The sequence below is a fragment of the Pseudomonas sp. PvP028 genome (assembly GCF_017832255.1).
Lineage (GTDB): Bacteria > Pseudomonadota > Gammaproteobacteria > Pseudomonadales > Pseudomonadaceae > Aquipseudomonas > Aquipseudomonas syringae.
The window spans coordinates 4885770-4909694 of sequence record NZ_JAFIBL010000001.1 but is presented as its reverse complement, the minus strand read 5'-3'; the positions used below and the strand labels follow the sequence as shown (position 1 = coordinate 4909694).

24 protein-coding genes are annotated in these 23925 nt (G+C 60.0%); 16 read left to right on the top strand and 8 right to left on the bottom strand.

Going from position 1 to position 23925, the window contains the following annotated elements:
• Position 1: 1 nt before the first annotated feature.
• The gene (locus JOE34_RS21085; RefSeq protein ID WP_003315618.1) at positions 2 to 316 is read right to left on the bottom strand and encodes a DUF883 family protein; all 315 of its coding nucleotides are present in this window, start codon (positions 314 to 316) and stop codon (positions 2 to 4) included.
• 247 nt (positions 317 to 563) lie between these two features.
• Here JOE34_RS21085 and JOE34_RS21080 point away from each other — a divergent pair, with 247 nt between their 5' ends.
• The 8 genes from JOE34_RS21080 to pcaC all read left to right on the top strand — a co-directional run bounded on the left by JOE34_RS21080 (position 564) and on the right by pcaC (position 7595).
• On the top strand, positions 564 to 1634 hold the full coding sequence (locus JOE34_RS21080) for an acyltransferase (protein WP_209996614.1): 1071 nt from the start codon (positions 564 to 566) through the stop codon (positions 1632 to 1634).
• A gap of 57 nt (positions 1635 to 1691) precedes the next feature.
• Positions 1692 to 1934 (top strand): glutaredoxin family protein, encoded by a 243-nt coding sequence (locus JOE34_RS21075; RefSeq protein ID WP_003315616.1) that lies wholly within the window; start codon positions 1692 to 1694, stop codon positions 1932 to 1934.
• Positions 1935 to 1986: 52 nt separating this feature from the next.
• Positions 1987 to 2907 carry a pca operon transcription factor PcaQ gene (gene pcaQ, locus JOE34_RS21070; RefSeq protein WP_003423751.1) on the top strand — a complete coding sequence of 307 codons (921 nt, stop codon included), beginning with the start codon at positions 1987 to 1989 and terminating at the stop codon, positions 2905 to 2907.
• 137 nt (positions 2908 to 3044) lie between these two features.
• On the top strand, positions 3045 to 3764 hold the full coding sequence (gene pcaH / locus JOE34_RS21065; protein WP_003416184.1) for a protocatechuate 3,4-dioxygenase subunit beta: 720 nt from the start codon (positions 3045 to 3047) through the stop codon (positions 3762 to 3764).
• A gap of 10 nt (positions 3765 to 3774) precedes the next feature.
• Complete coding sequence (gene pcaG / locus JOE34_RS21060; RefSeq protein WP_209996612.1) at positions 3775 to 4377, top strand: protocatechuate 3,4-dioxygenase subunit alpha; 603 nt, start codon at positions 3775 to 3777, stop codon at positions 4375 to 4377.
• Positions 4378 to 4464: 87 nt separating this feature from the next.
• Complete coding sequence (locus tag JOE34_RS21055; RefSeq protein WP_209996609.1) at positions 4465 to 5814, top strand: MFS transporter; 1350 nt, start codon at positions 4465 to 4467, stop codon at positions 5812 to 5814.
• 24 nt (positions 5815 to 5838) lie between these two features.
• Positions 5839 to 7200, top strand: coding sequence for a 3-carboxy-cis,cis-muconate cycloisomerase (locus tag JOE34_RS21050; protein WP_209996607.1), 1362 nt, complete (start codon positions 5839 to 5841; stop codon positions 7198 to 7200).
• The gene (pcaC, locus tag JOE34_RS21045) at positions 7197 to 7595 is read left to right on the top strand and encodes a 4-carboxymuconolactone decarboxylase (protein WP_003315610.1); all 399 of its coding nucleotides are present in this window, start codon (positions 7197 to 7199) and stop codon (positions 7593 to 7595) included. The genes JOE34_RS21050 and pcaC overlap by 4 nt, the downstream gene beginning before the upstream one ends.
• Before the next feature lie 58 nt (positions 7596 to 7653).
• On the opposite strand, the gene JOE34_RS21040 is transcribed toward pcaC, so the two are convergent.
• Positions 7654 to 8910, bottom strand: coding sequence for an OprD family porin (locus JOE34_RS21040; RefSeq protein WP_024960806.1), 1257 nt, complete (start codon positions 8908 to 8910; stop codon positions 7654 to 7656).
• Positions 8911 to 9146: 236 nt separating this feature from the next.
• Here JOE34_RS21040 and JOE34_RS21035 point away from each other — a divergent pair, with 236 nt between their 5' ends.
• Positions 9147 to 10034 (top strand): DMT family transporter, encoded by an 888-nt coding sequence (locus JOE34_RS21035; protein ID WP_003423758.1) that lies wholly within the window; start codon positions 9147 to 9149, stop codon positions 10032 to 10034.
• A gap of 580 nt (positions 10035 to 10614) precedes the next feature.
• On the opposite strand, the gene JOE34_RS21030 is transcribed toward JOE34_RS21035, so the two are convergent.
• On the bottom strand, positions 10615 to 11943 hold the full coding sequence (locus JOE34_RS21030) for an MFS transporter (RefSeq protein WP_003423759.1): 1329 nt from the start codon (positions 11941 to 11943) through the stop codon (positions 10615 to 10617).
• A gap of 617 nt (positions 11944 to 12560) precedes the next feature.
• Here JOE34_RS21030 and quiC point away from each other — a divergent pair.
• Entirely contained in the window at positions 12561 to 14468 is a 1908-nt protein-coding gene (gene quiC / locus JOE34_RS21025) for a 3-dehydroshikimate dehydratase QuiC (RefSeq protein WP_032660702.1), read from the top strand.
• 107 nt (positions 14469 to 14575) lie between these two features.
• Positions 14576 to 15232 (top strand): TetR/AcrR family transcriptional regulator, encoded by a 657-nt coding sequence (locus tag JOE34_RS21020; protein ID WP_046265765.1) that lies wholly within the window; start codon positions 14576 to 14578, stop codon positions 15230 to 15232.
• A 3-nt stretch (positions 15233 to 15235) separates the two neighbouring features.
• On the opposite strand, the gene JOE34_RS21015 is transcribed toward JOE34_RS21020, so the two are convergent.
• Positions 15236 to 16090 carry a shikimate dehydrogenase gene (locus JOE34_RS21015; RefSeq protein ID WP_003393007.1) on the bottom strand — a complete coding sequence of 285 codons (855 nt, stop codon included), beginning with the start codon at positions 16088 to 16090 and terminating at the stop codon, positions 15236 to 15238.
• Positions 16091 to 16276: 186 nt separating this feature from the next.
• Here JOE34_RS21015 and JOE34_RS21010 point away from each other — a divergent pair, with 186 nt between their 5' ends.
• Complete coding sequence (locus JOE34_RS21010) at positions 16277 to 17167, top strand: pseudouridine synthase (protein WP_198705730.1); 891 nt, start codon at positions 16277 to 16279, stop codon at positions 17165 to 17167.
• A gap of 77 nt (positions 17168 to 17244) precedes the next feature.
• Here the strand turns inward: JOE34_RS21010 and JOE34_RS21005 are convergent, their stop codons facing one another.
• Positions 17245 to 17469 carry a YgdI/YgdR family lipoprotein gene (locus JOE34_RS21005; RefSeq protein WP_003315600.1) on the bottom strand — a complete coding sequence of 75 codons (225 nt, stop codon included), beginning with the start codon at positions 17467 to 17469 and terminating at the stop codon, positions 17245 to 17247.
• A gap of 96 nt (positions 17470 to 17565) precedes the next feature.
• The gene (gene mobA, locus JOE34_RS21000) at positions 17566 to 18171 is read right to left on the bottom strand and encodes a molybdenum cofactor guanylyltransferase MobA (RefSeq protein WP_024960151.1); all 606 of its coding nucleotides are present in this window, start codon (positions 18169 to 18171) and stop codon (positions 17566 to 17568) included.
• 75 nt (positions 18172 to 18246) lie between these two features.
• Between mobA and moaB the strand changes: the two genes are divergently transcribed.
• From moaB to JOE34_RS20985, 3 genes are all read left to right on the top strand, one after another.
• A complete protein-coding gene (moaB, locus tag JOE34_RS20995; RefSeq protein WP_002553131.1) occupies positions 18247 to 18786 on the top strand; it encodes a molybdenum cofactor biosynthesis protein B in 540 nt (179 codons plus the stop codon).
• A 6-nt stretch (positions 18787 to 18792) separates the two neighbouring features.
• Positions 18793 to 20004 carry a gephyrin-like molybdotransferase Glp gene (gene glp, locus JOE34_RS20990; RefSeq protein WP_209996606.1) on the top strand — a complete coding sequence of 404 codons (1212 nt, stop codon included), beginning with the start codon at positions 18793 to 18795 and terminating at the stop codon, positions 20002 to 20004.
• Between the two features lie 89 nt (positions 20005 to 20093).
• The gene (locus JOE34_RS20985; RefSeq protein WP_003393011.1) at positions 20094 to 21020 is read left to right on the top strand and encodes a glycosyltransferase; all 927 of its coding nucleotides are present in this window, start codon (positions 20094 to 20096) and stop codon (positions 21018 to 21020) included.
• 37 nt (positions 21021 to 21057) lie between these two features.
• Here JOE34_RS20985 and JOE34_RS20980 read toward each other — a convergent pair whose 3' ends face one another.
• Entirely contained in the window at positions 21058 to 22866 is a 1809-nt protein-coding gene (locus tag JOE34_RS20980) for a monovalent cation:proton antiporter-2 (CPA2) family protein (RefSeq protein WP_024684333.1), read from the bottom strand.
• A gap of 244 nt (positions 22867 to 23110) precedes the next feature.
• Between JOE34_RS20980 and JOE34_RS20975 the strand changes: the two genes are divergently transcribed.
• Positions 23111 to 23299 carry a hypothetical protein gene (locus tag JOE34_RS20975; RefSeq protein WP_003393013.1) on the top strand — a complete coding sequence of 63 codons (189 nt, stop codon included), beginning with the start codon at positions 23111 to 23113 and terminating at the stop codon, positions 23297 to 23299.
• Positions 23300 to 23336: 37 nt separating this feature from the next.
• Here JOE34_RS20975 and JOE34_RS20970 read toward each other — a convergent pair whose 3' ends face one another.
• Positions 23337 to 23729, bottom strand: coding sequence for a hypothetical protein (locus JOE34_RS20970; protein ID WP_003315592.1), 393 nt, complete (start codon positions 23727 to 23729; stop codon positions 23337 to 23339).
• Positions 23730 to 23925: the final 196 nt, after the last annotated feature.

Below are 23925 nucleotides of genomic sequence, written 5' to 3'. Positions count from 1 at the left end.
GTTAGCGCCTTGTAGCCAGCAGACCGATCAGAAAGCCGACACCTGCGGCAATACCGACGGACTGCCAGGGGTTGTTCTGAACGTAATCTTCGGTGGCGACCACTGCCGCTTCACCGCGCTCGCGCAACGAATCTTCGGTGGTCTTCAGGGTTTCCTTGGCACGCAGCAGGCTTTCGCGGATCTGGGCGCGCAATTCATCGGCCTGATCACCCGCCAGAGAGGCGGTATGCGCCAGTAATTTCTCAGTGTCGGCAACCAGTACCTGGAAGTCGGCTCTCAGGATTTCCTGAGCATTCTGTGCAGTTTCGCGGGCCATGATGTTCTCCGTTTGGTGGGCGTATGAATGTTTCGAGTACAGGTGATTCCTGAAGGTTCACTTCGATTGCCGCATCGTGTTCGATCAGGCTTTACACTGCAGTTGCACCTTACTCCAAAAGTATCTGCCAGCAAAAACCGCAACCACTGGAAGATTGGGGTTTCGTATTTCTGGCCATTGGCTATGCTCCACACGCGTGATCAAGGGATGGCCTGGCGCGCGCGACATCCGTTGAATGGAGAGAGGCATGGAGCGGCTGTATTCCCTGCAGGGGCTCAGGGGCGTAGCGGTCCTGGGCGTTGTGTTGTTTCACATGATGTCGGTAGAGAGCAAGTTTTCCGGTGGCGATATCCTTTTGCCGCCTTGGCTAGATTTTTTTCAGTTGGGCGTCGATCTGTTCTTCGTCATCAGCGGATTCGTCATGGTGATTGTCAGCCGTGGCCGTTTTCAGAGCGCAATCGAAGCCCAGCGGTTTCTGTTCAATCGGGTATCGCGGATCTATCCCACGTACTGGTTGTACTTTTTCATCACCCTGGCGGTTTATCTGGTGCAGCCGGGCATGGTCAACAGCGGGCATGGCTCGTCCAATCTGATCATGTCGTTCCTGCTGTTGCCCAACGACAAGGTGCTGCTGGTTATGGTGGCCTGGTCGCTGCTGTTCGAACTGTGGTTTTACGTGGTGTTCTCCGGCTTTCTGCTGTTTCGCGAGCGCAGCCTGCCGTTTCTGCTCGGCGGCTGGTGTCTGATCATCGTGGCGTTCAACACGCTGGCAGACTGGCAGGACTATTCCCCGGCAGTAAAGATCATCCTGCATCCCTATGCCCTCGAGTTCATGCTTGGCGCCGCGCTGGCCTTGTTCTTTTACGGTCGCCACAGTGCCCGCGTGCCGACTGCTGCGGTCTGGTTACTGCTCGGTGTCGCGTTGTTGGCGGCGGTGCCCCTGATCGGCTATTACCGGCTGTATGCGAGTCAGGGGTTGCTGCGCATGCTCATGGTCGGCGGCACGTTCGGCATGCTGGTGGTGACGCTGGCATTGCTCGAACGGCGTCGACACCTGCGGGTGCCCGGGTTTCTGGTTGCCGTGGGCGATATGTCCTACACGATCTATCTGTCTCATCTGCTGGTGCTGGGGGTGATCGGCAGGGTCTGGAGTCTGGTGGGAGCCTGGCCCGAAAGCGACCTGGACAACCTGTTTTTCGCGCTGCTGATGATGGCTGCGGCGGTGTGCTATGGCTGGGTCGGTTATCGTTGTTTCGAGAAACCGGTACTGGATCGCGCCAATGCGTTCAGCAAGGCGCATTTTCGGGTGTCGACGTGATCCCGGTGCGCGCCTAGAATAATTTCCGCTTGCCGAGGATTCGCCGAGGATCGACTCATGCCCCCCGAATGTCAGCTGTTCAGCACCCTGGGATGCCCGCTGTGCGAGGTTGCCGAAGCGGTTTTACTGCCGTTCGCCATCGAACACGGCCTGCTGGTTGAGCTGGTCGACATCTGCGAGGATGAGCAACTGCTTGAACGCTACGAGTTGCGCGTTCCTGTGTTGCGGCGAGTCGACACCGGCGACGAGCTGGACTGGCCATTTGACGCGCCTCAAGTGGCGTCGTTTCTGAGTCGTTGAGCTGCCTTGTCGTTGAGCTGCATTCCCTTTCATTTACCGGACACGACGCGCAGTGAATATCGATACACGCATCAAATTTCGCCATCTGGTCTGCTTTCTAGAAGTGGCCCGGCAGGGCAGTCTGGCGCGTGCTTCCGACGTTCTGGCGATCAGTCAGCCGGCGCTGTCGAAAAGTCTCAAAGAGCTGGAAACCCTGCTCGACACCACGCTGTTCGTGCGCAGTAAAAGTGGTGCGGCACTCACCGAAGCGGGCGTGGCGTTCATGCGCTTTGCCGGGCCCAGCGTGCAGGCCCTGCGCGAGGGCGTCAGCAGCCTGCGCTCGGGCGAGCACGACACGGTCACTGCACGACTGGGCGTACTGTCGACGGCCGAAAGCCTGTTGGTGCCCGAGGTGGTTCATCGCCTGCACCAGCAGCACCCGGCGCTGATCGTCAGCGTGATGACCGGACCCAGTGCCTATCTGCTGTCGCAATTGAGGGTAGGGGAGCTGGATCTGGTGGTCGGGCGCATGACGGACAGTCCGCAGATTCAGGGCCTGACGTTCGAGCACCTGTACAACGAGTCGATGACGCTGGTGGTGCGCAGCGATCACCCATTGCTGGCTGCGCCGCTCAAGCCTGAAAGCCTGGAGCAATTCCCGCTGGTATTGCCGCTGGCAGGCACGACCATCCGCAAGTTTGCCGACAGCCTGTTCGTACAGTGCGGCATCCGCATGCCACGTCAGCGCCTTGAAACCCTTTCGCTCACCCTCAGCCGTCGCTATGTGCAATGCAGCGATGCGGTGTGGATCGCGCCGCTGGATGCCGTGTCGCTGGAGTTGAAAGGCGGCACGCTGGTCGAACTGGACATGGGTATTCGTGAGCCGGGCGGTTCGGTCGGTTTGTGCAGCAACCCGGCCTTGCCACTCACGCGCGCAGCGCAGTGGTGCGTGGACGAGCTGCGGAGTCTTGGAGAGGCCTATCGCAACGTCTAGCATCCATAACCAAATGGTTATGGATCATGGGGTTTATTTCAGTTCTCTATAAGCATGGATCGCGCGACACTTCGCCGCAGCCTGTAGCGCATGTGATCGACGCCTGCGCGCCCCATAAGAAAAACGAGGAGAACGCCATGTCTGCCGCGGACAACAGCCGCTTCGTCATTCGTGACCGAAACTGGCATCCAAAAGCTCTCACCCCTGATTACAAGACCTCGATCCTGCGCTCGCCGCGTCAGGCGCTGGTCAGTATCCCGCAGTCCATTTCCGAAACCACCGGCCCGGATTTCTCGCATTTGAAATTCGGCCAGCACGATAACGACCTGCTGCTCAATTTCAACAACGGTGGGCTGCCCATCGGCGAGCGTATCCTGCTGGCCGGGCGGGTCTGCGATCAGTACGGAAAGCCGATCCCGCATACGCTGGTGGAGATCTGGCAGGCCAACGCCGGCGGGCGTTATCGCCACAAGCGCGATGCCTATCTGGCGCCTATCGATCCCAATTTCGGTGGCGTCGGACGTGCACTGACCGACAGCGAAGGCAATTACAGCTTCCGTACCGTCAAGCCAGGGCCTTACCCATGGCGCAACGGTCCCAACGACTGGCGCCCGGCGCACATTCATGTGTCGATCAGCGGGCCGTCGATTGCTACACGGCTGATTACCCAGTTGTATTTCGAAGGCGACCCGCTGATTCCGATCTGCCCGATCGTCAAGGCCATCGCCAATCCGGACGCCGTGCAGAGCCTGATTGCCAGGCTCGACCTGGGCCTGGGAAATCCGATGGATTGCCTGGCGTATCGCTTTGATATCGTGTTGCGCGGCCAGCGCAAGACTCATTTCGAAAACTGCTGAGGAGCCCGACATGCCCGTTCAATTGCTGCAGGAAACCCCTTCGCAAACCGCTGGCCCTTACGTTCACATCGGTCTTGCACCGCAGGTGGCCGGCAACCCGACCCGCGAGCTGGAAATCTGGAACGAGATGGCCAGGCCCGAGGCGCCCGGCGAGCACATCGTGTTGCTGGGCAACGTCTTCGACGGCAACGGTCACCTGATCCGTGATGCCTATCTGGAGTTCTGGCAGGCGGATCATCAGGGTGCGTATCACAGCGAATTCGACCCCGACAGACCGTTCAACGGATTTGGTCGCACGGCAACTGCGGACGATGGCCAATGGATCCTCAAGACCATCAAGCCAGGCTCGGCGCGCAATGCGGCGGGCGTGCCGATGGCGGCGCACATCAATGTTTCGCTGTTTGCGCGGGGCATCAATATTCATCTGCAGACGCGGTTGTATTTCGACGACGAAGCCCAGGCGAACGCGCAGGACCCGGTGCTCAATCTGATTGAGCAGCCCCCGCGCCGCGAAACCCTGGTGGCACGTCCTTGCACGCACGAGGGGCAGACGGCCTATCGTTTTGATATCCGCGTGCAAGGTGAGGGCGAGACAGTGTTTTTCGATTTCTGAATCGCTTGTCGATTCAGCAATCAATGTGCGTGCGTTTCAAGGCGCCTGCATCGGCAGGCGACCCTATAAAAATAAAAGGACATCTCCATGACGCTTTCCGCCGGCAGCCCCGCGCCGAGTACGCTCGACGTTCAGGCCTTCATCAATGCGCAACCGCTATCCGGGTATCAGTGGCGAGTGGTTGCGCTGTGTTTTCTGATCGTGTTTCTCGACGGCCTCGATACTGCCGCAATGGGCTTCATTGCACCCGCACTCAGCCAGGATTGGGGGATCGATCGGGCCAGCCTGGGGCCGGTGATGAGTGCTGCGCTGATCGGCATGGTGTTCGGCGCGCTGGGTTCCGGCCCGCTGGCCGACCGCTTCGGGCGCAAGGTGGTGCTGGTGGTCGCGGTGCTGCTGTTCGGTCTTTTCAGCCTGGCATCAGCCTACAGCAGCAACATCGATCAATTGCTGGTACTGCGCCTGTTGACCGGGCTGGGGCTCGGCGCGGCGATGCCCAACGCCACTACCTTGCTGTCGGAATACACCCCCGAGCGGCTCAAGTCGCTGCTGGTGACGAGCATGTTCTGCGGTTTCAATCTGGGCATGGCATGCGGCGGTTTTGTATCAGCCAAACTGATACCCAGCATGGGCTGGCACAGCCTGCTGATGCTGGGCGGTATCCTGCCCCTCCTGCTGGCGGTGGTGCTGATGGTCTGGCTGCCGGAATCGGCGCGATTTCTGGTGGTACGTAATCGCGGTGCAGAGCGGATTCGCAAGGTTCTGTCACCGATTGCGCCCAAGGCGCTGGCCGGTATCACTGATTTCAGCGTTCCCGAACAGAAAACCGTCAGCAGCCGTAATGTGCTGAAAGTGATCTTCTCCGGCAACTACAGTGCCGGCACGCTGTTGCTGTGGCTGACGTATTTCATGGGTCTGGTCATCGTCTACCTGCTGACCAGCTGGCTGCCGACGCTGATGCGCGACAGCGGCGCGAGCATGGAGCAGTCGGCCTTCATCGGCGCGCTGTTTCAGTTCGGCGGGGTGTTGAGTGCTGTGGGCGTGGGCTGGGCGATGGATCGTTACAACCCGCACAAGGTCATTGGTTGTGCTTATGCACTGGCGGGGGTGTTCGCCTGGCTGGTCGGGCAGAGTCTGGGTAATGTCGCGCTGTTGGCGACACTGGTGCTGCTGGCCGGCATGTGCATCAACGGCGCGCAGTCGGCAATGCCGTCGCTGGCAGCGCGTTTTTACCCCACTCAGGGGCGTGCCACGGGCGTGTCGTGGATGCTCGGGATCGGCCGTTTCGGCGCCATTCTCGGCGCCTGGGCCGGTGCCACGCTGCTGGGCCTGGGCTGGACGTTCGAGCAGGTGCTGACCGCGCTGGTCATCCCGGCGGCGCTGGCCACGATAGCGGTGCTGATCAAAGGCTGGGTCAGCCATTCGGACGCTACCTGAAACCTTTCAATCTGGAGTGGTGATGTGAACAGAGCGAGCAATCAACTTTTCGATGCCTACTTCATGCAACCCGAAATGCGCGAGATCTTTTCCGATGAAGGCCGGGTGCAGGGCATGCTCGATTTCGAGGCTGCGCTGGCCCGGGCACAGGCGCGCGTCGGCCTGATCCCGCCCGAGGTAGTCGCCGACATCGAGCTGAGCTGCGACGCACGGCTGTTCGATTTTGACGCGCTGGCAATCGCCATCGGCAGTGCCGGCAATTCAGCGATTCCGCTGGTCAAGGCGCTGGGCAAACAGATTGCCGCACGCAGCGCTGAAGCCGAGCGCTACGTGCACATGGGCGCGACCAGTCAGGATGTGATGGACAGCGGGCTGGTCCTGCAACTGCGCCGAGCCATCGCGCTGCTTGAGCGTGACCTCACCCGACTGGCCGATGCGATGGCTGAGCAGGCACAGCGTCATGCCGGCACGCCACTGGCCGGACGCACTTGGCTGCAGCAGGCCACGCCGGTCACATTGGGGATGAAAATCGCCGGCTGGCTGGGCGCAGTCACTCGCCATCGACAGCGCTTGAACGAGATCAAACCGCGCCTGCTGTGCCTGCAGTTCGGTGGTGCGTCCGGCAGCCTCGCGGCGCTGGGCGATCAGGCCTTTTCGGTGGCCGAAGCGCTGGCCGATGAGTTGCAACTGGCGTTGCCCGAGCAGCCCTGGCACACCCAGCGCGACCGACTGGTGGAGTTTGCCGGTCTGTTGGGCCTGATCGCCGGCAGTCTCGGCAAGCTGGGACGCGATGTGAGCCTGTTGATGCAGACCGAAGTGGGCGAGGTCTTCGAGCCTTCGGCGCCTGGGAAGGGCGGATCTTCGACCATGCCGCACAAACGCAACCCGGTCGGCGCTGCAGTCATGATCAGCACCGCCACCCGCGCACCGGGTCTGGTGGGCACGATGCTGTCGGCCATGCCGCAGGAGCACGAACGCAGTCTGGGCCTGTGGCATGCCGAGTGGGAGACCTTGCCGGAACTGTGCTGTCTGGTCTCCGGTTCCCTGCAGCAGGCCTTGCAGGTGATATCTGGTCTGCAGGTGGATGCCGAGCGCATGGCGATCAATCTTCAATCCACCAAAGGCCTGGTTCTCGCCGAGGCAGTGAGCATTGCGCTGGCTCAGCGCATCGGCCGCGATGCAGCCCATCATCTGGTTGAACAGTGCTGCCGGCGTGCGGTGGAGCAGGGCGCGCATTTGCGTCAGGTGCTCGGCGAAACCCCGCAGGTCAGCGAGCAGTTTTCTTCTGACGAGCTGGATCGTCTGCTCGATCCGGCCCATTACCTTGGCCAGGCTCGCCATTGGGTCGAGCGCGCCGTGGCCGAACACACAAGGATTTCCCAATGACCGAAGACGAACGTTACGAAGCCGGCATGCAGGTGCGCCGCGCGGTGCTGGGCGATGCGCATGTCGATAACAGCCTGAGCAAACTGACGCCGTTCAATGAAGAGTTTCAGGAGATGATCACTCGTCACGCCTGGGGTGATATCTGGACGCGTCCGGGGTTGCCGCGCCATACGCGCAGCCTGATCACCATCGCGATGCTGATCGGCATGAATCGCGAAGGCGAATTGCGCCTGCACCTCAAGGCCGCGAAAAACAACGGCGTGACCCGCGAGGAAATCAAGGAAGTGCTGATGCAGAGCGCTATCTACTGCGGCATTCCTGCGGCCAATGCAACGTTCCATCTGGCTGAAGCGGTGTGGGATGAAATGGGCGTGGAGTCATTGCAGGACAATTGAGAGCGGTGATCGAGAACGCCGCCGCAGCGCCCTCGGCCACGGCGGCGTCCTGTTCGGATCAGAGCAGCGACAGCGGGTAGCTGACGATCAGGCGGTTTTCGTCGAACTGGTTGGTGTTGTAGTCGCGACGCATGGTGGAGTTGCGCCATTTGACTGACAGGCTTTTGAACGCGCCGCTCTGGAACACATAAGCCAGCTCGGTTTCCCGTGCCCACTCTTCGCCGTCGGTGATGGCGCCAGTGTGCACGTTGTCGCCGCTGATGTAGCGGTTCATCAGGGTCAAACCGGGCACGCCCATAGCTACGAAGTCATAGTCATGGCGCAACTGCCAGGATTTCTCCTTGGCATTGTCGAAGCTGGAGTTGTAACTGTCGTTGGCCAAGGTCCCGCCACTGGTGCCGTTGACGCGCATCCAGGCGCTGTCGCCGCTGACTTTCTGCAGGCCCAGGTAAAAGGTGTTGCCACCGTGTCGTGCCGAAAGCAGCGCTGACCAGGTCTTGTTGTCCAGATCGCCGGCCAGCGACTGACCATCGTCCTTGCCTTGGAAGTAGCCAAGGTTGGCCCCCAGCGTCCAGCTGCCCAACGGCTGGCTGTGCAGCAGGTTGAAATATTGCTGGTGGTAGATGTCTTCAAGCTCGGCGTACCACACGCCGACCTGGGTGCGCTTTTCGTTGAACACGTACTCGCCGCCGCCAAAGTTGAAGCGGTCGGAAGTGAACGCGGTACGGCCATTCAAGGACATGTCTTCCATGCTTGCGTCGTTGCGCGGGCTGTTGCCACGGAACTGACCACCGTAAAGGGTCAGGCCGTCGATTTCCTTGGAGGTGATCTGCCCGCCCTGAAAGGTTTGTGGCAGCGAGCGGCCGTCATCCGAGCGCAGGATCGGCAGCACCGGCATCCACTCGCCGACCTTCAATTCGGTCTTCGAGAAGCGTGCCTTGCCGGCCACTGCCAGACGGCCGAAGTCGTCGGCCGGGCGTCCATCGCTATGGATGGGCAGCAATTGTGTGCCGCCGGTACCCTTGCCGCCGTCTAGCTTGAGCGAGTAGAGGCCCAGTGCGTCGACACCAAAGCCGACGGTGCCTTGGGTGAAGCCGGAGCGGGCGTCGAGGATGAAGTTCTGCGTCCACTCCTCGGCGTAGTTCTGCGTATTGGCCGGGTCGACGAAGTTGCGGTTGATGTAGAAGTTGCGTAGGTTCAGATTGACCTTGGCGTCTTCGACGAACCCGGCACTGTGGCCGCTGATGGGCGTCAGGCTTGCAGCGACAGCCGCCGACAGACCGCAAAGGAGTTTGCAGGGGGAATTCACGCGCATGGAACAGACCTTTTTTGTAGTTATTGAGTCGTGTAACTGGCTGCGATAGTGAAATGGCGTAACGCCCCGTGCAATTGTGAAACAGTCGTTTCGGGCGATTATCGAACGCTAATGAACCGGTTCGAACATTTCCTGCGAGAAGCCGCAAACGTGTGTGCGATGCTCACGGGCAAATATGGGTAGAGAGCGCGTTCGGCCACGGCGTCGGGCTGCTGAAACTTGAACAAGGAAGCGCAATGAGTACTGCCAGCACGCCGTTGTCCGGCGTCAATCAACCTCTCAAAGGTATAGGCTTCATTCTTCTGGCGACTTTTCTGTTTGCCAGTCACGACACCCTGTCCAAGTACCTGTCCGGCTTCTATCCGATCATTCTGGTGGTGTGGGCGCGTTATGTGGTGCACACGCTGCTGATGGCCTGCATTTTCATGCCGTCATCGGGGTTGCGAGTGCTGCGTACCAAGCGTCCTGGCCTGCAGGCCTTGCGCGCACTGGCGTTGCTGGGCACCAGTCTGCTGTTTACCAGCAGCCTGATGTTCATCCCGCAGGCGGAAGCGACGGCGGTCAACTTTCTTGCGCCGTTGCTGGTTACCGCGTTATCGGTGCCGCTGCTGCACGAGCGTGTGACGCGCGGGCAGTGGACAGCGGTGGTGGTCGGGTTTGTCGGGGTGATGATCATTATTCATCCGGGCGGCGAGCTGTTTACCCCGGCGATTCTGTTGCCGCTCTCATCGGCTTTGTGTTTTGCGCTGTATCAACTCCTGACGCGGTTGGTCAGTCCGTTCGACAGTCCGACCACCAGCAATTTTTTCGCGGGGCTGTTCAATACGCTGTTGATGAGTGCGCTGGTGCCGTTCTTCTGGGAAGTGCCAGCGCTCAAGCACTTGCCGTTTCTGCTGGCGCTGGGTGCGTGCGGGATGTCGGCGCATTTGCTGCTGACCCAGGCCTTCCGCTTCGCCGCTCCGGCCATGCTTGCGCCGTTTAGTTATTGCCAGATCGTGTTCGCTGGATTGCTGGGCTACCTGGTCTTCGACCACACCCCGTCTCCGACCGCGCAGGCCGGCATCGCCATCATCTGCCTCAGCGGTCTGGCGGCGGCTTGGCAACAGCGGCGTAAAGGTGGGTAATGTGTGGCACTGAAGGCGCTGATTGACGCCGATGCCAATGTTCAGCGTTGGCATAAGGTTTGTGACGCTCCACGTTACATGGCGGTTTTTCTTTGTCAGGCGGATTGGGGTTCGGCTCAGGTCACCTTTTCGCCCCTCGGCGACTTACTTTGATGGGGCCAAAGTAAGCAAACCCCCTGGCTCCGTTTCCGGCCCGACTTCGTCGGGTTCCTTCGCCCTGACACTGATCCGGGGGGCGCCGTAACGCGCCATCCATGGCGCGGTGCGGCTAGCCTGGCGTCCTGCCAGGCTACCCCCGGATCAGCGCCAGGACTCAGCCGTCACTTACGTCGCACTCTGCGTCGTCAGTACCATCGCGCTCGAAAAGCACTTCGTTGGCAGCGAATGGTGGGTAAGTCATAACATTGTTTTCGCATCAGAGATTGTTGACGCAGAGCGTCACGAACTGCATTCACACCAGAGCGTGAGGAACGAGAGTTACACGGGAGAAAACTTCTCGTCACTCTGCGCAGAGCGTAGGGACGATAGCGAAAAGGCCCGGTCACTGAGTGAGCCGGGCCTTTTTGATGGTGTCAGACGATTACTCGCTGAGCGTCGGAACCTTGCGAGGGGCCATGAAGTACATCCAGATCAGGGCAATGAAATACATCGCCGGGATCATGGTGAACAACACGTTGTAGTTGTTATTGGTGGCGGTCAGCACCGCACCCACGATCTGCGTCATGAACATACCGCCGATGGCCGCACACATCCCGCCGAAGCCGAACACGGTACTCATCATGTGCTTGGGGGTGTAGTCCATCACCAGGCTCCAGATATTCGCCGTCCAGGCCTGATGCGCACCCACGGCAAGCGAAATGGCCAGTACCGCCACCCACAGCCCGCTGGCATTGGCCGCGAACACCACGCTGCAGATCGTGATGGCAAAGATCAGCATCGACAACAGCCGCGCAGTCGTCGCACGCATGCCACGACCAATCAGCCAGGACGACAGAATGCCGCCACCGACACTGCCGAAGTCAGCCGTCAGCCAGATCAGAATCAGCGGGATACCCATCTGCGTCACGCTGATCCCCAGGTTGTATTGCTGATTGAGGAACGGCGGCAGCCAGTACAGGTAGAACCAGAACACTGGAGCAGTGATCGCATACGCCAGCGCGAATGCCCACGTACCCCGCATCTTCAGGATGCCGGTAAACGGCACCTTGACCGGCGCCGGTTCGACTTCCTTATTGATGTAGTCCAGTTCGGTCTTGCTGACGGTCGGATGCTCTTCGGGGTTGTAGTACTTCAAGCGCCAGGTGATGGCCCAAAGCAGCCCCAGCGAACCCATTGCCACGAAGGCGGCCTGCCAGCCCCAGACCGTGAGGATCACCGGCAGGAGGGCCGGGGTCAACATGGCACCGACGTTGGTGCCGGCGTTGAAGATGCCGGTGGCCACCGCGCGCTCACCAGCAGGGAACCATAGCCGCGTGGTCTTCACACAGGCCGGGTAGTTGGCGGCTTCGGTCAGGCCCAGAATGAAGCGGCAGACCATGAAGCCGACAGCGGAAGTGGCAAGGCCGTGAGCACCGGTGGCCAGGCTCCACAGCAGCACCGCGAGGAAGAACGCGCGCTTCACGCCAACCTTGTCGATGAAGCGGCCCTGCAGTACGAAGCCGACCGCGTAACCGACCTGAAACCAGAAGTTGATGTTGGCGTAGTCCATCGCCGTCCAGCTCATTTCCTTGGCAAGGATGGGCTGCATGACGCCGAGCGCGGCCCGGTCGATATAGTTCAGCGTGGTGGCGAAGAACACCAGGGCGAGCATGCCCCAGCGAGTCTTGCCTACGGCGAGCGCGCCGCGGATCTTTTCGCCCATCCCGGCACGGGCGGCCTGGGCGACAGGGTTGGTCTGGGTGTTAAGCATGATGTTCTAACCATCCGTTCCAGGACTGTGCTGCTGGCAACAGTCGGACTGAGAAGTCCACTCGATGCAGGCGTTGTGCAGGTAAAGTGATGTCGTAGAACCGTGATTCGACTGGCCTGTAGACTCAGGCTGTCCTCGAAACGATCCGTCGGGCCGACAATTTACAGGTTGGGCCGCGTAAGTGTGTTGGAATGTTTCAGGCGACGCAGACCGTGGCCGGGCTTTTGGCCGGGCGGCTTCGTCGAACAGGACGTCTGTTGAGACGGACGGGTGATCGGGCGAGCAAAGCGAGAAGGGTGCGCATGAGCAATGTTCCTGTTTTTTGAATTGTTATGGGTTTGCTGCTGATGGAGCGAATATCGAAATGTTGGACTGCGGGTCTATCCTGCAATGTGATGCCGATGTTGAGCATTACGAGATACAGCGTCAATTGAGTAAAACGGCTTTTGTTCGATAATCGAACGTAAAACTAACCGGTTCGTACACTTTATGTTGCTGTAGTGTTTTCACAGGCAAATACTTTACTCGCACCTCTGAATAAGGCCGGGAAAGGCCAGGAATGCGGTGTTGTCCAGTCGCGACCCAAGCAGGTCGCGTTCATCCAGGAGCTGAAAAGCATGCAGCGTTCAATTGCTACCGTATCCTTGAGCGGTACTCTGCCCGAAAAGCTCGAAGCCATCGCCGCAGCCGGCTTTGACGGCGTCGAGATTTTCGAAAACGACTTGTTGTATTACGACGGCAGCCCACGCAACATCAGGCAAATGTGTGCCGACCTGGGCATTGCCATCACCCTGTTCCAGCCGTTCCGCGATTTTGAAGGCTGCCGCCGTGATCGTCTGCAGCGCAATATCGACCGTGCCGAACGCAAATTCGATCTGATGCAGGAACTGGGCACCGATCTGGTGCTGGTCTGCAGCAATGCGTCTGCCGATTCGGTGGGCGACGAAAACATTCTGCTCGATGACCTGGGCCTGCTGGCCGAGCGCGCCGGTGCCCGTAACCTGAGAGTCGGTTATGAAGCGCTGGCCTGGGGCAAGCATGTGAACACCTGGCAACAGGTCTGGAACCTGGTGCGTCAGGTCGACCACCCGGCGCTTGGCGTGTTGCTCGACAGCTTCCATACCCTGTCGCTGAAGGGCGATCCGAGCGCCATTGCGCAGATCCCGGGCGACAAGATCTTCTTCGTGCAGATGGCCGACGCACCGCTTCTGGCGATGGATGTACTGGAGTGGAGCCGCCATTTCCGTTGCTTCCCGGGCCAGGGTGAATTCGATCTGGCCGGCTTTCTCGCGCCGATCCTGCGCAGTGGTTATACCGGGCCGTTGTCGCTGGAAGTGTTCAACGATGGCTTCCGTGCAGCGCCGACACGCGCCAATGCCGCGGACGGCCTGCGTTCGCTGCTCTATCTGGAAGAGAAAACCCGCCAGTTGATGGCGCGTGACGAGCCGACCGCGGTTCCCGAAATCCTTTTCAATCCACCCGCGGCCAGTACCTACAATGGGGTCGAGTTCCTCGAGTTTGCCGTTGACGAGAGCCATGGCGCTCGACTGTCGGGCTGGCTGCAACGGCTGGGCTTTGCCAAGCTGGGTCAGCATCGCTCCAAGGCGGTCAGTCTGTTGGGGCAGGGTGATATCAGGATTGTGCTCAATGCCGAACCCTATTCCTTTGCCCACAGCTTCTTCGAGGCGCACGGCCCTTCATTATGCGCGACCGCCTTGCGCGTCGACGACGGTCATCAGTCGCTGGAACGCGCGCGCGTCTTCAAGGGCCAGCCCTATCGTGGCCTGGTCGGCCCTAACGAGCGGGAGATTCCGTCGGTCCGCGCGCCTGACGGCAGCCTGATCTATCTGGTGGATAACGCCGCGCCGGGAGAGTCGATTTACGACAGCGATTTTGTCGTCGATCCGCAAGCAGTCGCCAAGGGCGGGTTGCAGCGTATCGACCACATGGCTATGGCGCTGCCGGCCGACAGCCTGGACAGCTGGGTGCTGTTCTACAAAAGCATTCTGGACTTTGAGGCTGACGATGAAGTGGTCTTGCCCGACCCCTATGGTCTGGTCAAAAGCCGTGCGCTGCGCAGCCGTTGTAGCACCGTGCGCTTGCCGCTGAATATCTCCGAGAACCGCAATACAGCCATCTCCCATGCGCTGTCGAGCTATCGCGGCTCGGGTGTGCACCACATTGCATTTTCCTGCGAAGACATCTTTGCCGAAGTAAGCCGCGCCAAGGAAGCGGGCGTACCGTTGCTGGACATTCCGCTCAATTACTACGATGACCTGGCGGCGCGCTTCGATTTCGACGAGGAGTTTCTCAGTGAACTGGCGTATTACAACGTGCTCTATGATCGCGATGCGCAGGGTGGCGAGTTGTTCCACGTCTACACCGATGCGTTTGACGGGCGCTTCTTTTTCGAAATCCTGCAGCGCAAGAACGGCTACGTAGGGTACGGCGCTGCCAACGTCCCGGTGCGTCTGGCCGCGATGGCCAAGGCGCGCAATGTGGCAGCACGTCAGGCGCGTCTGTAAGGCGAATCCGATTGCAAGGCTGCTGCGAGGGTTTGACGCCCTCGCGGCTTCCCTCAGTTGCCGGTCGGCTGCATACTCCGCGCATCACTCGTGGGCATGAGCCAACAATGAAAACTACTGACGACTCCGTTGCCGTTGCATCGAAAGGGCGCAAGAACAATCCGGAAAAAACCCGCGAAGACATTCTGCAGGCCGCCGTTGCCGAGTTTGTCGCCCATGGCCTGTCGGGTGCGCGCGTCGATGCCATTGCCGAACGCACCAAAACCTCGAAACGGATGATCTATTACTATTTCGGCAGCAAGGAACAGCTGTACGTCGAAGTGCTGGAAAAACTTTACGGCGCGATTCGCAACACCGAGAGCCAGCTCAATCTGTCCGAACTCGAGCCTGTGGAAGCGATTCACCGCGTGGTCGAGTTCACCTTCGATCACCACGACAGCAATGTCGATTTCGTGCGCATCGTGTGCATCGAAAACATCCATAACGGCGAGAACGTCAAACAGTCCGAATCGATTCATGCCAAGAGCCAGAACATCATCAGGGCGCTCGACGGCATCCTGCGTCGTGGCGAAGCCAGCGGCCTGTTTCGTGAGGGTGTTCATCCGGTGGACTTGCACCTGATGATCAGCTCGTTCTGCTTCTACCGGATCTCCAATCGCCATACCTTCAGCGAAATCTTTCAGATCGAGTTGTGGAGCGAGGAGGTCAAGCAGCGCCACAAGGCAATGATCTGCGACGCTGTGCTGCGTTATCTCAAGTGCTGACGTTTACAACGTGTGGAAGTGCGCCATCATCCGCTCTGCGTCGGCGGACTGGCCGCTGAACAGTTCAAAGGCCTTGACCGCCTGAAACACCGCCATGGTGCTGCCATCCAGGGTACGGCAGCCCAGTACGCGGGCATGCTTGAGCAGTTCGGTTTCCAGCGGAAAGTAAATGATTTCCGCCACCCACAGTTCAGGCCGCAGCAACTCGATCGGCAACGGCGTGCCTGGCAGTTTTGACATCCCGACCGGCGTGGTATTGACCAATCCGTCTGCTTCGGCCATTGCCGCAGGCAGGTCGATGCCCACCTGAGCACGCCCGGTACCGAAGTGCTGGTTAAGGTTGTCCACCAGCCGTTGGGCGCGTTGCGGCTCGACCTCAAACACGCTGAGGCGCTCGACGCCTGCGCTCAGCAGCGCATGCGCCACGGCAGCGCCCGCGCCGCCTGCACCCATCTGCACCACCTGTTGGCGTGGGGCCTTGTCCAGGCCGCGCTGAAAACCTTCGGCAAAGCCCAGGCAGTCGGTATTGTGACCGATGCGTTTACCGTCCTTGAACACCACCGTATTCACCGCGCCGATACCGCGTGCTTCATCGGACAGCTCATCCAGTAACGGGATGACCGCCTGCTTGCAGGGGAAGGTGATATTCAGGCCGGTAAAGCCACACTGTCGGGCGCCTTCAAGCAGCCGGGGCAGGGCATCAACGTCCAGTTGCAGGGCGTCGATATCGATCAGCCGATACAGATAGCGCATACCCTGCGCATCGCCTTCACGCTCGTGCATGGCAGGTGTCCGCGAGGCCTGGATGCCCGAGCCGATCAGGCCGGCGAGGATGGAAGGTTTTTCAGCGTGAGTCATAAAATACATCTCTTGTTTTTGTGTCACTGCCCGGTTGGCTGCAGGTGTTAAACGGAATGTACCAGATGGTTAATAGTGCCGCAGGCAGAAGTCGATTACCACACAGCGATGTTGTGCGGTGATCGCACTAATCAGTGATAATCCACGGCCAGCCGCTTCCGGCTTACACGAGTTCGAGTCCCCCGCATGTCCGAGTCCGTCTTCAGCGCCGCACAGCAGCAAGCCAGTACGTTGTATCTGCCACCGGGGTCGTGGGCCACGGTGCTCGATTGCCTGTGCGCGAAATTTCCGGCCATCAGCCGCGAACAGTGGCTGGATCGGTTTGCTCGCGGCCGGGTGCTGGATGAAAACGGCAAGGCCATCGCGCCTGATCTGGCGTACCGGGAAGGGCTGCGTGTTCACTACTTTCGTGAGGTTGCCAACGAAACGCCGATCCCTGTGGTTGAAACGATCCTCTACGCCGATGAGCATCTGGTGGTGGCTGACAAGCCGCACTTTCTCCCGGTGACGCCCGCAGGCGAATACGTCGAGCAAACCTTGCTGCGGCGCTTGATTCATCGCCTGGGCAATCCTGATCTGGTGCCGCTGCACCGCATTGACCGGCACACCGCGGGGCTGGTGCTGTTTTCCGCCAACCGACAGACGCGCTCGGCTTATCAGACATTGTTTCCCACCCGGCGCATCGACAAGTTTTATCAGGCCATTGCGCCAGCGCTGCCGGAGCTGACATTTCCGCGTTTGCACGAGAGCCGTCTGGTCGAGGGTGAACCGTTCTTTCGCATGCAGGAAGGTGTCGGCGCGAGTAACACCCGTACGCAGATCGAGGTGCTTGAGCGGCAGGATAAATTGTGGCGTTACGGGCTTTACCCGGTGACCGGCAAAAAGCATCAGCTGCGTGTACACATGGCTGCACTGGGCGCTGCCATCTGCAACGACCCGTTTTACCCGGACGTGGTGAAAGACCCTGTGGACGACTATCGGAATCCGTTGAAGCTGCTGGCCAGCAGCTTGCGCTTCGTCGACCCGCTCAATGGCGAACAGCGCCACTTCGAGAGCCTGTTGCCGCTCGACTGGTAGTACAGGAACAGTGAAATGACAGGTAAAAAAAACCCGCACTCGGCGGGTTTTTTCAAATCAGTAACGCGACGCCCGGATCACAGATCCTTGACGGTACGTACCTGATCCTTGTTGATGCGGGTCTGCTTGCCGTCGAGTTGCTTGAACTCGTAGAAGCCAGAGTCTTCATCGTACTTCGGCGTGTCGACAGCCTGGATTTCACGACCATCGTTCAAGGTGATCACAGTGGGCGATGCGCAGCCGGCGAGGGAGGCAATGCTCAGTGCAAGCAGGAAGGCAGCGGGAAGGGTCCGTTGTTTCATTACTGTGTCTCCAGATGGATTCTTGATTTGCTGAACTCTCAGACGGATACACCGTCAGCAAGTTCCGTATACACCCGCAGCAACTTCAATGACCAGTCACTTGTTGCGGTTTTCACTGATCCCGGTCAACAGACAGGGAGTGTTCAGGTTGGCCAGGCGTGGATCGCCGGCTTCCAGTTGCAGAGCGACTGGCTGCAGCGGTTCCAGAGCCCGTCTCGGGCTGCGTTCGCCGGCCTGCCATGCGGCTTCCAGCGTTGCGGCGTGAGCGACAGGGATCATACCTAAAAGCGGCTGCCAGTGCTGACCTTCACGCACCATTATCGGTCGCTCCGGGTATTCAGCGGCTTTTTCACGCAATGCGTGCAGCAACGCCTTATCGACCAAAGGTGCGTCGCAGGGCAGGATCAGCAACCATCGATGCCGCGCCAGAGGCAGTGCGGCGCGAATCCCGGCCAGAGGACCGTTGAAGTCAGTATCGTCGTCCTGCACCAGTCGATCGGCGTAACGCGCATAGTGATCGATATTGCGATTGCAGGAAATGATCAGGTCGTCGGTCAGCGGCCGGGTCAGTCGGTGCAGATGTTCGATCAGCGCAGTGCCCTGCCACTCGATCAGGCCCTTGTCACGCCCGCCCATGCGCTGTCCCCGGCCTCCGGCCAGCAGCAGAATCGAGCAGGGCGGCAGTGGGGCAGGAACATTCATCGAACACTCGTCGGGCAGTCAAAAGGAGTGCTGTGATATAACACCCGCCTGTTTTCTTAACAACTGGATGAGGCCATGAAAGCCAAGGCTGACACACCTTTCGTACCCCTTAATATCGCCGTACTGACCGTCAGCGATACCCGTACCCGTGAAACCGATACCTCGGGGCAGATGTTCGTCGACCGCCTGACCGACGCAGGCCACGGTCTGATCGAGCGCGTGCTGCTCAAGGATGACCTGTACAAGATCCGCGCTCAGGTAGCGACCTGGATTGCCGACGATCAGGTGCAGGTCGTGCTGATCACCGGTGGCACCGGCTTTACCGGCCGCGACAGCACACCTGAAGCCGTTGCCTGCCTGCTGGACAAGCAGGTCGATGGTTTCGGTGAGCTGTTCCGGCAGATATCGGTACCGGATATCGGCACCTCGACCATTCAGTCCCGTGCGCTGGCCGGCCTGTCCAATGGCACCCTGGTGTGCTGCCTGCCGGGCTCAACCAATGCAGTGCGTACGGCATGGGACGGCATTCTTGCCCAGCAACTGGATTCGCGCTTCCGGCCTTGCAACTTTGTGCCTCACCTCAAGCAGGCCGAGCCCTGTGCGACCCGTGGTTGAGTGCTCATGAGCAACCAGCCGAAAACCCTGCTGCCCGTTGAAGAGGCCATTGCGCGTCTGTTGAAGATGGCTGAGGCCACGCCCATCACCGAGCGCGAAAGGGTCTCGCTGGCTGATGCCGAAGGCCGGGTACTGGCAGTGGATCTGGTCTCCACGCTGGACTTGCCGCCCTGGCCGAACAGTGCCATGGACGGTTATGCCTTGCGGGTGGCGGACTGGCACGGCGAGCCGTTGACGGTCAGTCAGCGTATCTTCGCCGGTCAGGCCCCCGAGGCTCTGGCCCCTGGCACCTGTGCGCGTATTTTCACCGGCGCGCCGATGCCAGAAGGCGCTGACTGCGTCGAGATGCAGGAAAACGCCGAGGTGCTGGCGGATCAGCGTGTGCGGTTCAACGAACCGCTGGGTGTCGGGCAGAATATTCGTCCGCAAGGCCAGGAAACCCGGGTCGGTGATGCCGTGCTGGCCGCCGGCACGCGGCTGGGTCCGATCGAACTGGGTCTGGCGGCCTCGCTGGGCCTCGCCGGGCTTGAGGTCATTCGTCGCGTGCGGGTCGCAGTGCTGTCCACGGGTGATGAGTTGATTGAGCCGGGTCAGCCGTTGGGACCGGGGCAGATCTACAATAGCAACCGGGTGTTGCTGTGCAGCTGGCTGAAGCGGCTCGAATGCGAGGTCGTGGATGCAGGCATCCTGCCGGATGATCTGGAAAAGACTCGCGCTGCACTGGCGAATCTGCAGGGCGTCGATCTGATTCTCTCCACGGGCGGAGTGTCCGTGGGCGAAGCGGATTTCCTTGGCCACGCATTGCGTGAAGAGGGCGAGCTGACACTCTGGAAGCTGGCCATCAAGCCTGGCAAACCGCTGACCTTCGGGCATTTTCGGGGGGTGCCGGTGATCGGTCTGCCTGGTAATCCGGCCTCTACGCTGGTCACCTTTGCCTTGCTGGCCAGGGCTTACCTGCTGCGTCGCCAAGGCGTGATCGACGTCGCACCCCTGCAGTTCCCGGTGCCCGCCGGGTTTGTCTGGACGCGTCCTGGCAATCGTCGCGAGTACCTGCGCGGTCGTCTGGAGCAGGGCCGGGCCGTGGCTTATCGCAATCAGAGCTCAGGAGTGCTGCGCAGCGCTGCGTGGGCCGATGGTCTGATTGAAGTCCGCGAAGGCTCGACCGTGGCCGAAGGTGACTGGGTCAACTTCATCCCGTTGAGTGAAGTGCTCGGCTGAGTGCATTCGAATGGTGGGGCGGGTAAGCATGAGCTACTCTCAACAACGCTGACACAGTGGGCAACCGGACTTCGCCCTGGAGTATTGTTATGGCGCCATTGAGAGTGGCTTGTGTGATCCCGACCTACAACGGACGCAAGGATCTGGAGCGTCTGCTGGATTCACTGGCTGCGCAGACTGCCAGCTTCGATACGCTGATCGTGGACTCCAGTTCCTCGGATGGCACGCTGGAGCTGGCGCAATCGCGATGTGCCAATGTACTGCGTATCGACAGCAAGGATTTCAACCACGGCGGCACCCGGCAGATGATGGTCGATCTGCATCCCGACTATGACGTGTATGTCTTCATGACCCAGGATGCGTATGTTGAAGACATCAATGCCATCGCCAACCTTCTGCTGCCATTCGCCGACCCTAAGGTCGGTGCGGTATGCGGGCGACAGTTGCCGCACAAGGACGCCAATCTGCTGGCCCAGCATGCGCGGTTGTTCAATTACCCGCCAACCTCGCAGGTCAAGACCCTCGCCGATGCCGGTACGCTGGGCATCAAGACCCCATTTATGTCCAATTCGTTTGCGGCCTATCGAGGCGAAGCGTTGCGGGCCATTGGCGGTTTTCCGCGGCATGTGATTCTTTCGGAAGACATGTACGTCACCGCGAAAATGCTTATCGATGGCTGGAAAGCGGCTTACGAAGGTTCGGCAGTATGCCGTCATTCGCACAATTACAGCCTGCGTGAAGAGTTTCGCCGTTACTTCGATATCGGCGTGTTCCAGGCCCGCGAAGCATGGATCTACGAAACCTTTGGCGGCATCGGTGGTGAGGGCATGCGTTACGTCAAGTCCGAGCTGAAATTCCTCGGTCCCCGGCGAATTCTCTGGTGGCCTGTGTCGTTCGTGCGTAATGCGCTGAAGCTGCTGGCCTACAAGCTGAGTCGGCAGGAAAAGCGCTTGCCCCGCGGCGTGAAGAAGAAGCTCGGCATGTACGCGCGCTACTGGGACAGCCCTTACGCCTGAGTTGCGCCGCAGACCAGGCCTGCGGCGCATGAGCAGGTCAGCTTTTCGCGGCTTCTTCGTCCAGACGGTCTGACTCGAACAGCTGCGCCAGGTCGGCCCTGGCTTCGCGGGCAGTCTGCAGTACCTTGGCGTCGTCGTCATACACCTCGTGCTGAGCGGCCAGCACCTGTTCGTCGTGACGCTTGAAGCGACTGATGCGCGCGTCGGCCTGTGTTTCGCTGAGGCCCAGGCCCATGAGGGTCTGGCGACTCATTTCCAGGCTCGAGTAGAACGTTTCGCGAACTGCGTGAGCGCCCAGGTCCATCAACCGATGAACATGCTGGCGGTTACGTGCGCGGGCAATGATCTTCATGTGCGGATACAGCTTGCGGATCAGCTCGGCAGTCTTGATGTTGGTGTCGGGATCATCGGTCGCGATGACGAAGAACTCGGCCTCATCGACTTTGGCGGCACGCAATATTTCCGGGCGCAACGGGTCGCCATAGAAGACCGGGACATTGCCGAAGCTGCGTGAAAACTCGATGGACTCGACGGCTGTGTCCAGGGCGATGAAAGGAATCTTCTGCGCGCGCAGGATACGCGCGACGATCTGCCCCATACGGCCCATGCCGGCAATCACCACCCGTGGTTTGTCGGTCTGGATATCGCGGTATTCGGCCGGCACCTCGACGGGCTTGATCCTGGGTTTGATCCAGCGCGCCAGGGCAATGAACAGCAACGGCGTGATCGCCATCGACAAGGTGATGGTCAACACCAGCATGTCGTACAGCCCGGCCTCGAACAGCCCCTGAGCGCTGCCGATCTTGAACACCACAAAGGCAAACTCGCCGCCTGCGGCCAGTACCAGGCCCAACTGCAACGCGCTGCGGTTGTTGAGTTCGCCAAGGGTGCGACCGATCAGGAACAGCATCGGCAACTTGATTGCGATCAGCAACAGCGTCAGGCCCAGCACGATCAGCGGCGAGCTGAGCAACAGGCCGACGTTGGCGCCCATGCCAACGCTGATGAAAAACAGCCCCAGCAGCAGCCCCTTGAACGGTTCGATCTGTGCTTCCAGTTCGTGACGGTACTCGGAGTCGGCCAGCAACAGGCCGGCGAGAAACGCGCCCAGCGCCATGGACACCCCCACCAGTTCCATCAGCCACGCCGTGCCTATCACCACCAGCAAGGCCGTGGCGGTCGAGACTTCCTGGATTTTGGTCTTGGCGACGATACGGAACACTGGACGCAGCAGATAGCGTCCGCCAATCACTACGATGGCAATGCTGCCGAGTACGCGCAGGCCGTGATTGATGCTTTCGCCAGTGTCCATTGCATGATCGGCTCCGGCCAGAAACGGCACCATGGCAATCAGCGGGATCGCCGCAATGTCCTGAAACAGGAGAATGGCGAACGCCATCCTGCCGTGCGGGCTATTCAGTTGTTTGCGTTCCGCCAGGCTCTGCAGGCCGAAGGCCGTGGACGACAGGGCAAGGCCAAGGCCCAGAATGACCGCCGTGTTCAGCGACTGGTTGAAGGCAGCGAAGGCGACCCCACCGATGATCAGACCGGTGAGCAGCACCTGCGCCATGCCCACGCCAAACACGGATTTGCGCATGACCCATAAACGCTTGGGCGAAAGCTCCAGGCCAATGATGAATAGCAGCAGTACCACGCCAAGTTCGGAAATATGGCTGACGCTCTCGGTATCGCCGATCAGGCCCAATACCGAAGGGCCGATGATCACGCCGGCGAACAAATAGCCGATCACCGCGCCCAGCTTCAGCCGCTTGGCCAGCGGCACAGTCAGCACGGCGGCGAGCAGAAATACCACTGCGACCTGCAGCAGGCTGCCTTCATGGGGCATGTAAAACTCCTTGGTAATAATTGAACACACGGTTGAAGCAGGGGCGGTATTAAAGCATGGGAGTTTTACACGGCAACGCGCATCGCGGCATGACGATAATCAACGTCGTTGATAGAACGTACCTGAAAGAGTGCGCAGGAGAGTGATAGGTAGGGTGACGATGCCATCCGTTGCGCATCGGCGTAAGATATGCCCGCAAACAGGCAGCGTCAGTTGCCGGCTCATGAGCATTCAGGAAACCGTTATGACCAACAAGCAGCGTTTGATTTACTCGATTCTGATCGCCCTCGGCGTTTTGGCGATCATGCTGGGCTTGTCGCATCTGCAAAACAGCGGTGCCATCACCGAAAAGACCTTTCAGTACATCGCCATCAGCGTGGCGGTGCTGGTAGTGATCCTCAACGGCATCATGCGGCGCAAGGTCAAGCGCTAAGCGCTAAGCGCTGGTGACCGGTGCGACGAAGACGGATTTACCGGGCACCGTCCTTGCCGACTTCCCCCAGCCATTCCCGGGCCCGGGGGTGCAGGCTGTAGGTCTTGTCGTCGTTGAGGTCGATCACGCCCTCGTCGCACAGACGCTTGAGGACCTCGCGCACGCTGAGAAACGATAGCGGCACATCGAGCCTGAGCAACTGGCTGTGTACGCCGCGTACTCCCAGAGGGTGGCCTTCTTCGCTCGAGACCAGTAGCGCGTCGAGCACCTTGAGCCTGACCAGGCTGGTGCGCAGGCCAAAGCTTTTCAGGAGCATCCGGATGTGCTCGTTTCCGGGCCGCTCGGTCTCCAGAGCGGGCGACTGTGCCTGCGCAGCCACTGCAGTTTGCCGCAGCAGGGTGCGAGTCGTGATTCCTTGGCGATTGAACATCCGCAAACTCCTTTTCAGGCTTTTTAAACACTCTCAATTACTAAGACGAACGAGCTCGGCAAAACCTCAGTGTTCGGCGGAAAAAAATACGCGGCCCAGTCTGTACAGGCTCGCTGCAGCGTGGTGCGCTTGAGGTTAGATGAAGAATCGTCGGGAGTGAGAGGGGATTGTTCCGACGATGGGCGCAGCCGAATTG

Coding starts and splice junctions, on each gene's coding strand:
- mobA (WP_024960151.1), bottom strand. CDS start 18,171: ATGAATGTTCCTGCCCCACTGCCGCCCTGCTCGATTCTGCTGCTGGCC.
- JOE34_RS20985 (WP_003393011.1), top strand. CDS start 20,094: ATGGCGCCATTGAGAGTGGCTTGTGTGATCCCGACCTACAACGGACGC.
- JOE34_RS21005 (WP_003315600.1), bottom strand. CDS start 17,469: ATGAAACAACGGACCCTTCCCGCTGCCTTCCTGCTTGCACTGAGCATT.
- JOE34_RS20980 (WP_024684333.1), bottom strand. CDS start 22,866: ATGCCCCATGAAGGCAGCCTGCTGCAGGTCGCAGTGGTATTTCTGCTC.
- quiC (WP_032660702.1), top strand. CDS start 12,561: ATGCAGCGTTCAATTGCTACCGTATCCTTGAGCGGTACTCTGCCCGAA.
- JOE34_RS21015 (WP_003393007.1), bottom strand. CDS start 16,090: ATGACTCACGCTGAAAAACCTTCCATCCTCGCCGGCCTGATCGGCTCG.
- JOE34_RS21085 (WP_003315618.1), bottom strand. CDS start 316: ATGGCCCGCGAAACTGCACAGAATGCTCAGGAAATCCTGAGAGCCGAC.
- JOE34_RS20970 (WP_003315592.1), bottom strand. CDS start 23,729: ATGTTCAATCGCCAAGGAATCACGACTCGCACCCTGCTGCGGCAAACT.
- JOE34_RS21035 (WP_003423758.1), top strand. CDS start 9,147: ATGAGTACTGCCAGCACGCCGTTGTCCGGCGTCAATCAACCTCTCAAA.
- JOE34_RS21040 (WP_024960806.1), bottom strand. CDS start 8,910: ATGCGCGTGAATTCCCCCTGCAAACTCCTTTGCGGTCTGTCGGCGGCT.
- JOE34_RS21055 (WP_209996609.1), top strand. CDS start 4,465: ATGACGCTTTCCGCCGGCAGCCCCGCGCCGAGTACGCTCGACGTTCAG.
- pcaC (WP_003315610.1), top strand. CDS start 7,197: ATGACCGAAGACGAACGTTACGAAGCCGGCATGCAGGTGCGCCGCGCG.
- JOE34_RS21080 (WP_209996614.1), top strand. CDS start 564: ATGGAGCGGCTGTATTCCCTGCAGGGGCTCAGGGGCGTAGCGGTCCTG.
- JOE34_RS21020 (WP_046265765.1), top strand. CDS start 14,576: ATGAAAACTACTGACGACTCCGTTGCCGTTGCATCGAAAGGGCGCAAG.
- pcaH (WP_003416184.1), top strand. CDS start 3,045: ATGTCTGCCGCGGACAACAGCCGCTTCGTCATTCGTGACCGAAACTGG.
- moaB (WP_002553131.1), top strand. CDS start 18,247: ATGAAAGCCAAGGCTGACACACCTTTCGTACCCCTTAATATCGCCGTA.
- JOE34_RS21010 (WP_198705730.1), top strand. CDS start 16,277: ATGTCCGAGTCCGTCTTCAGCGCCGCACAGCAGCAAGCCAGTACGTTG.
- JOE34_RS21030 (WP_003423759.1), bottom strand. CDS start 11,943: ATGCTTAACACCCAGACCAACCCTGTCGCCCAGGCCGCCCGTGCCGGG.
- glp (WP_209996606.1), top strand. CDS start 18,793: ATGAGCAACCAGCCGAAAACCCTGCTGCCCGTTGAAGAGGCCATTGCG.
- JOE34_RS21075 (WP_003315616.1), top strand. CDS start 1,692: ATGCCCCCCGAATGTCAGCTGTTCAGCACCCTGGGATGCCCGCTGTGC.
- JOE34_RS20975 (WP_003393013.1), top strand. CDS start 23,111: ATGACCAACAAGCAGCGTTTGATTTACTCGATTCTGATCGCCCTCGGC.
- pcaG (WP_209996612.1), top strand. CDS start 3,775: ATGCCCGTTCAATTGCTGCAGGAAACCCCTTCGCAAACCGCTGGCCCT.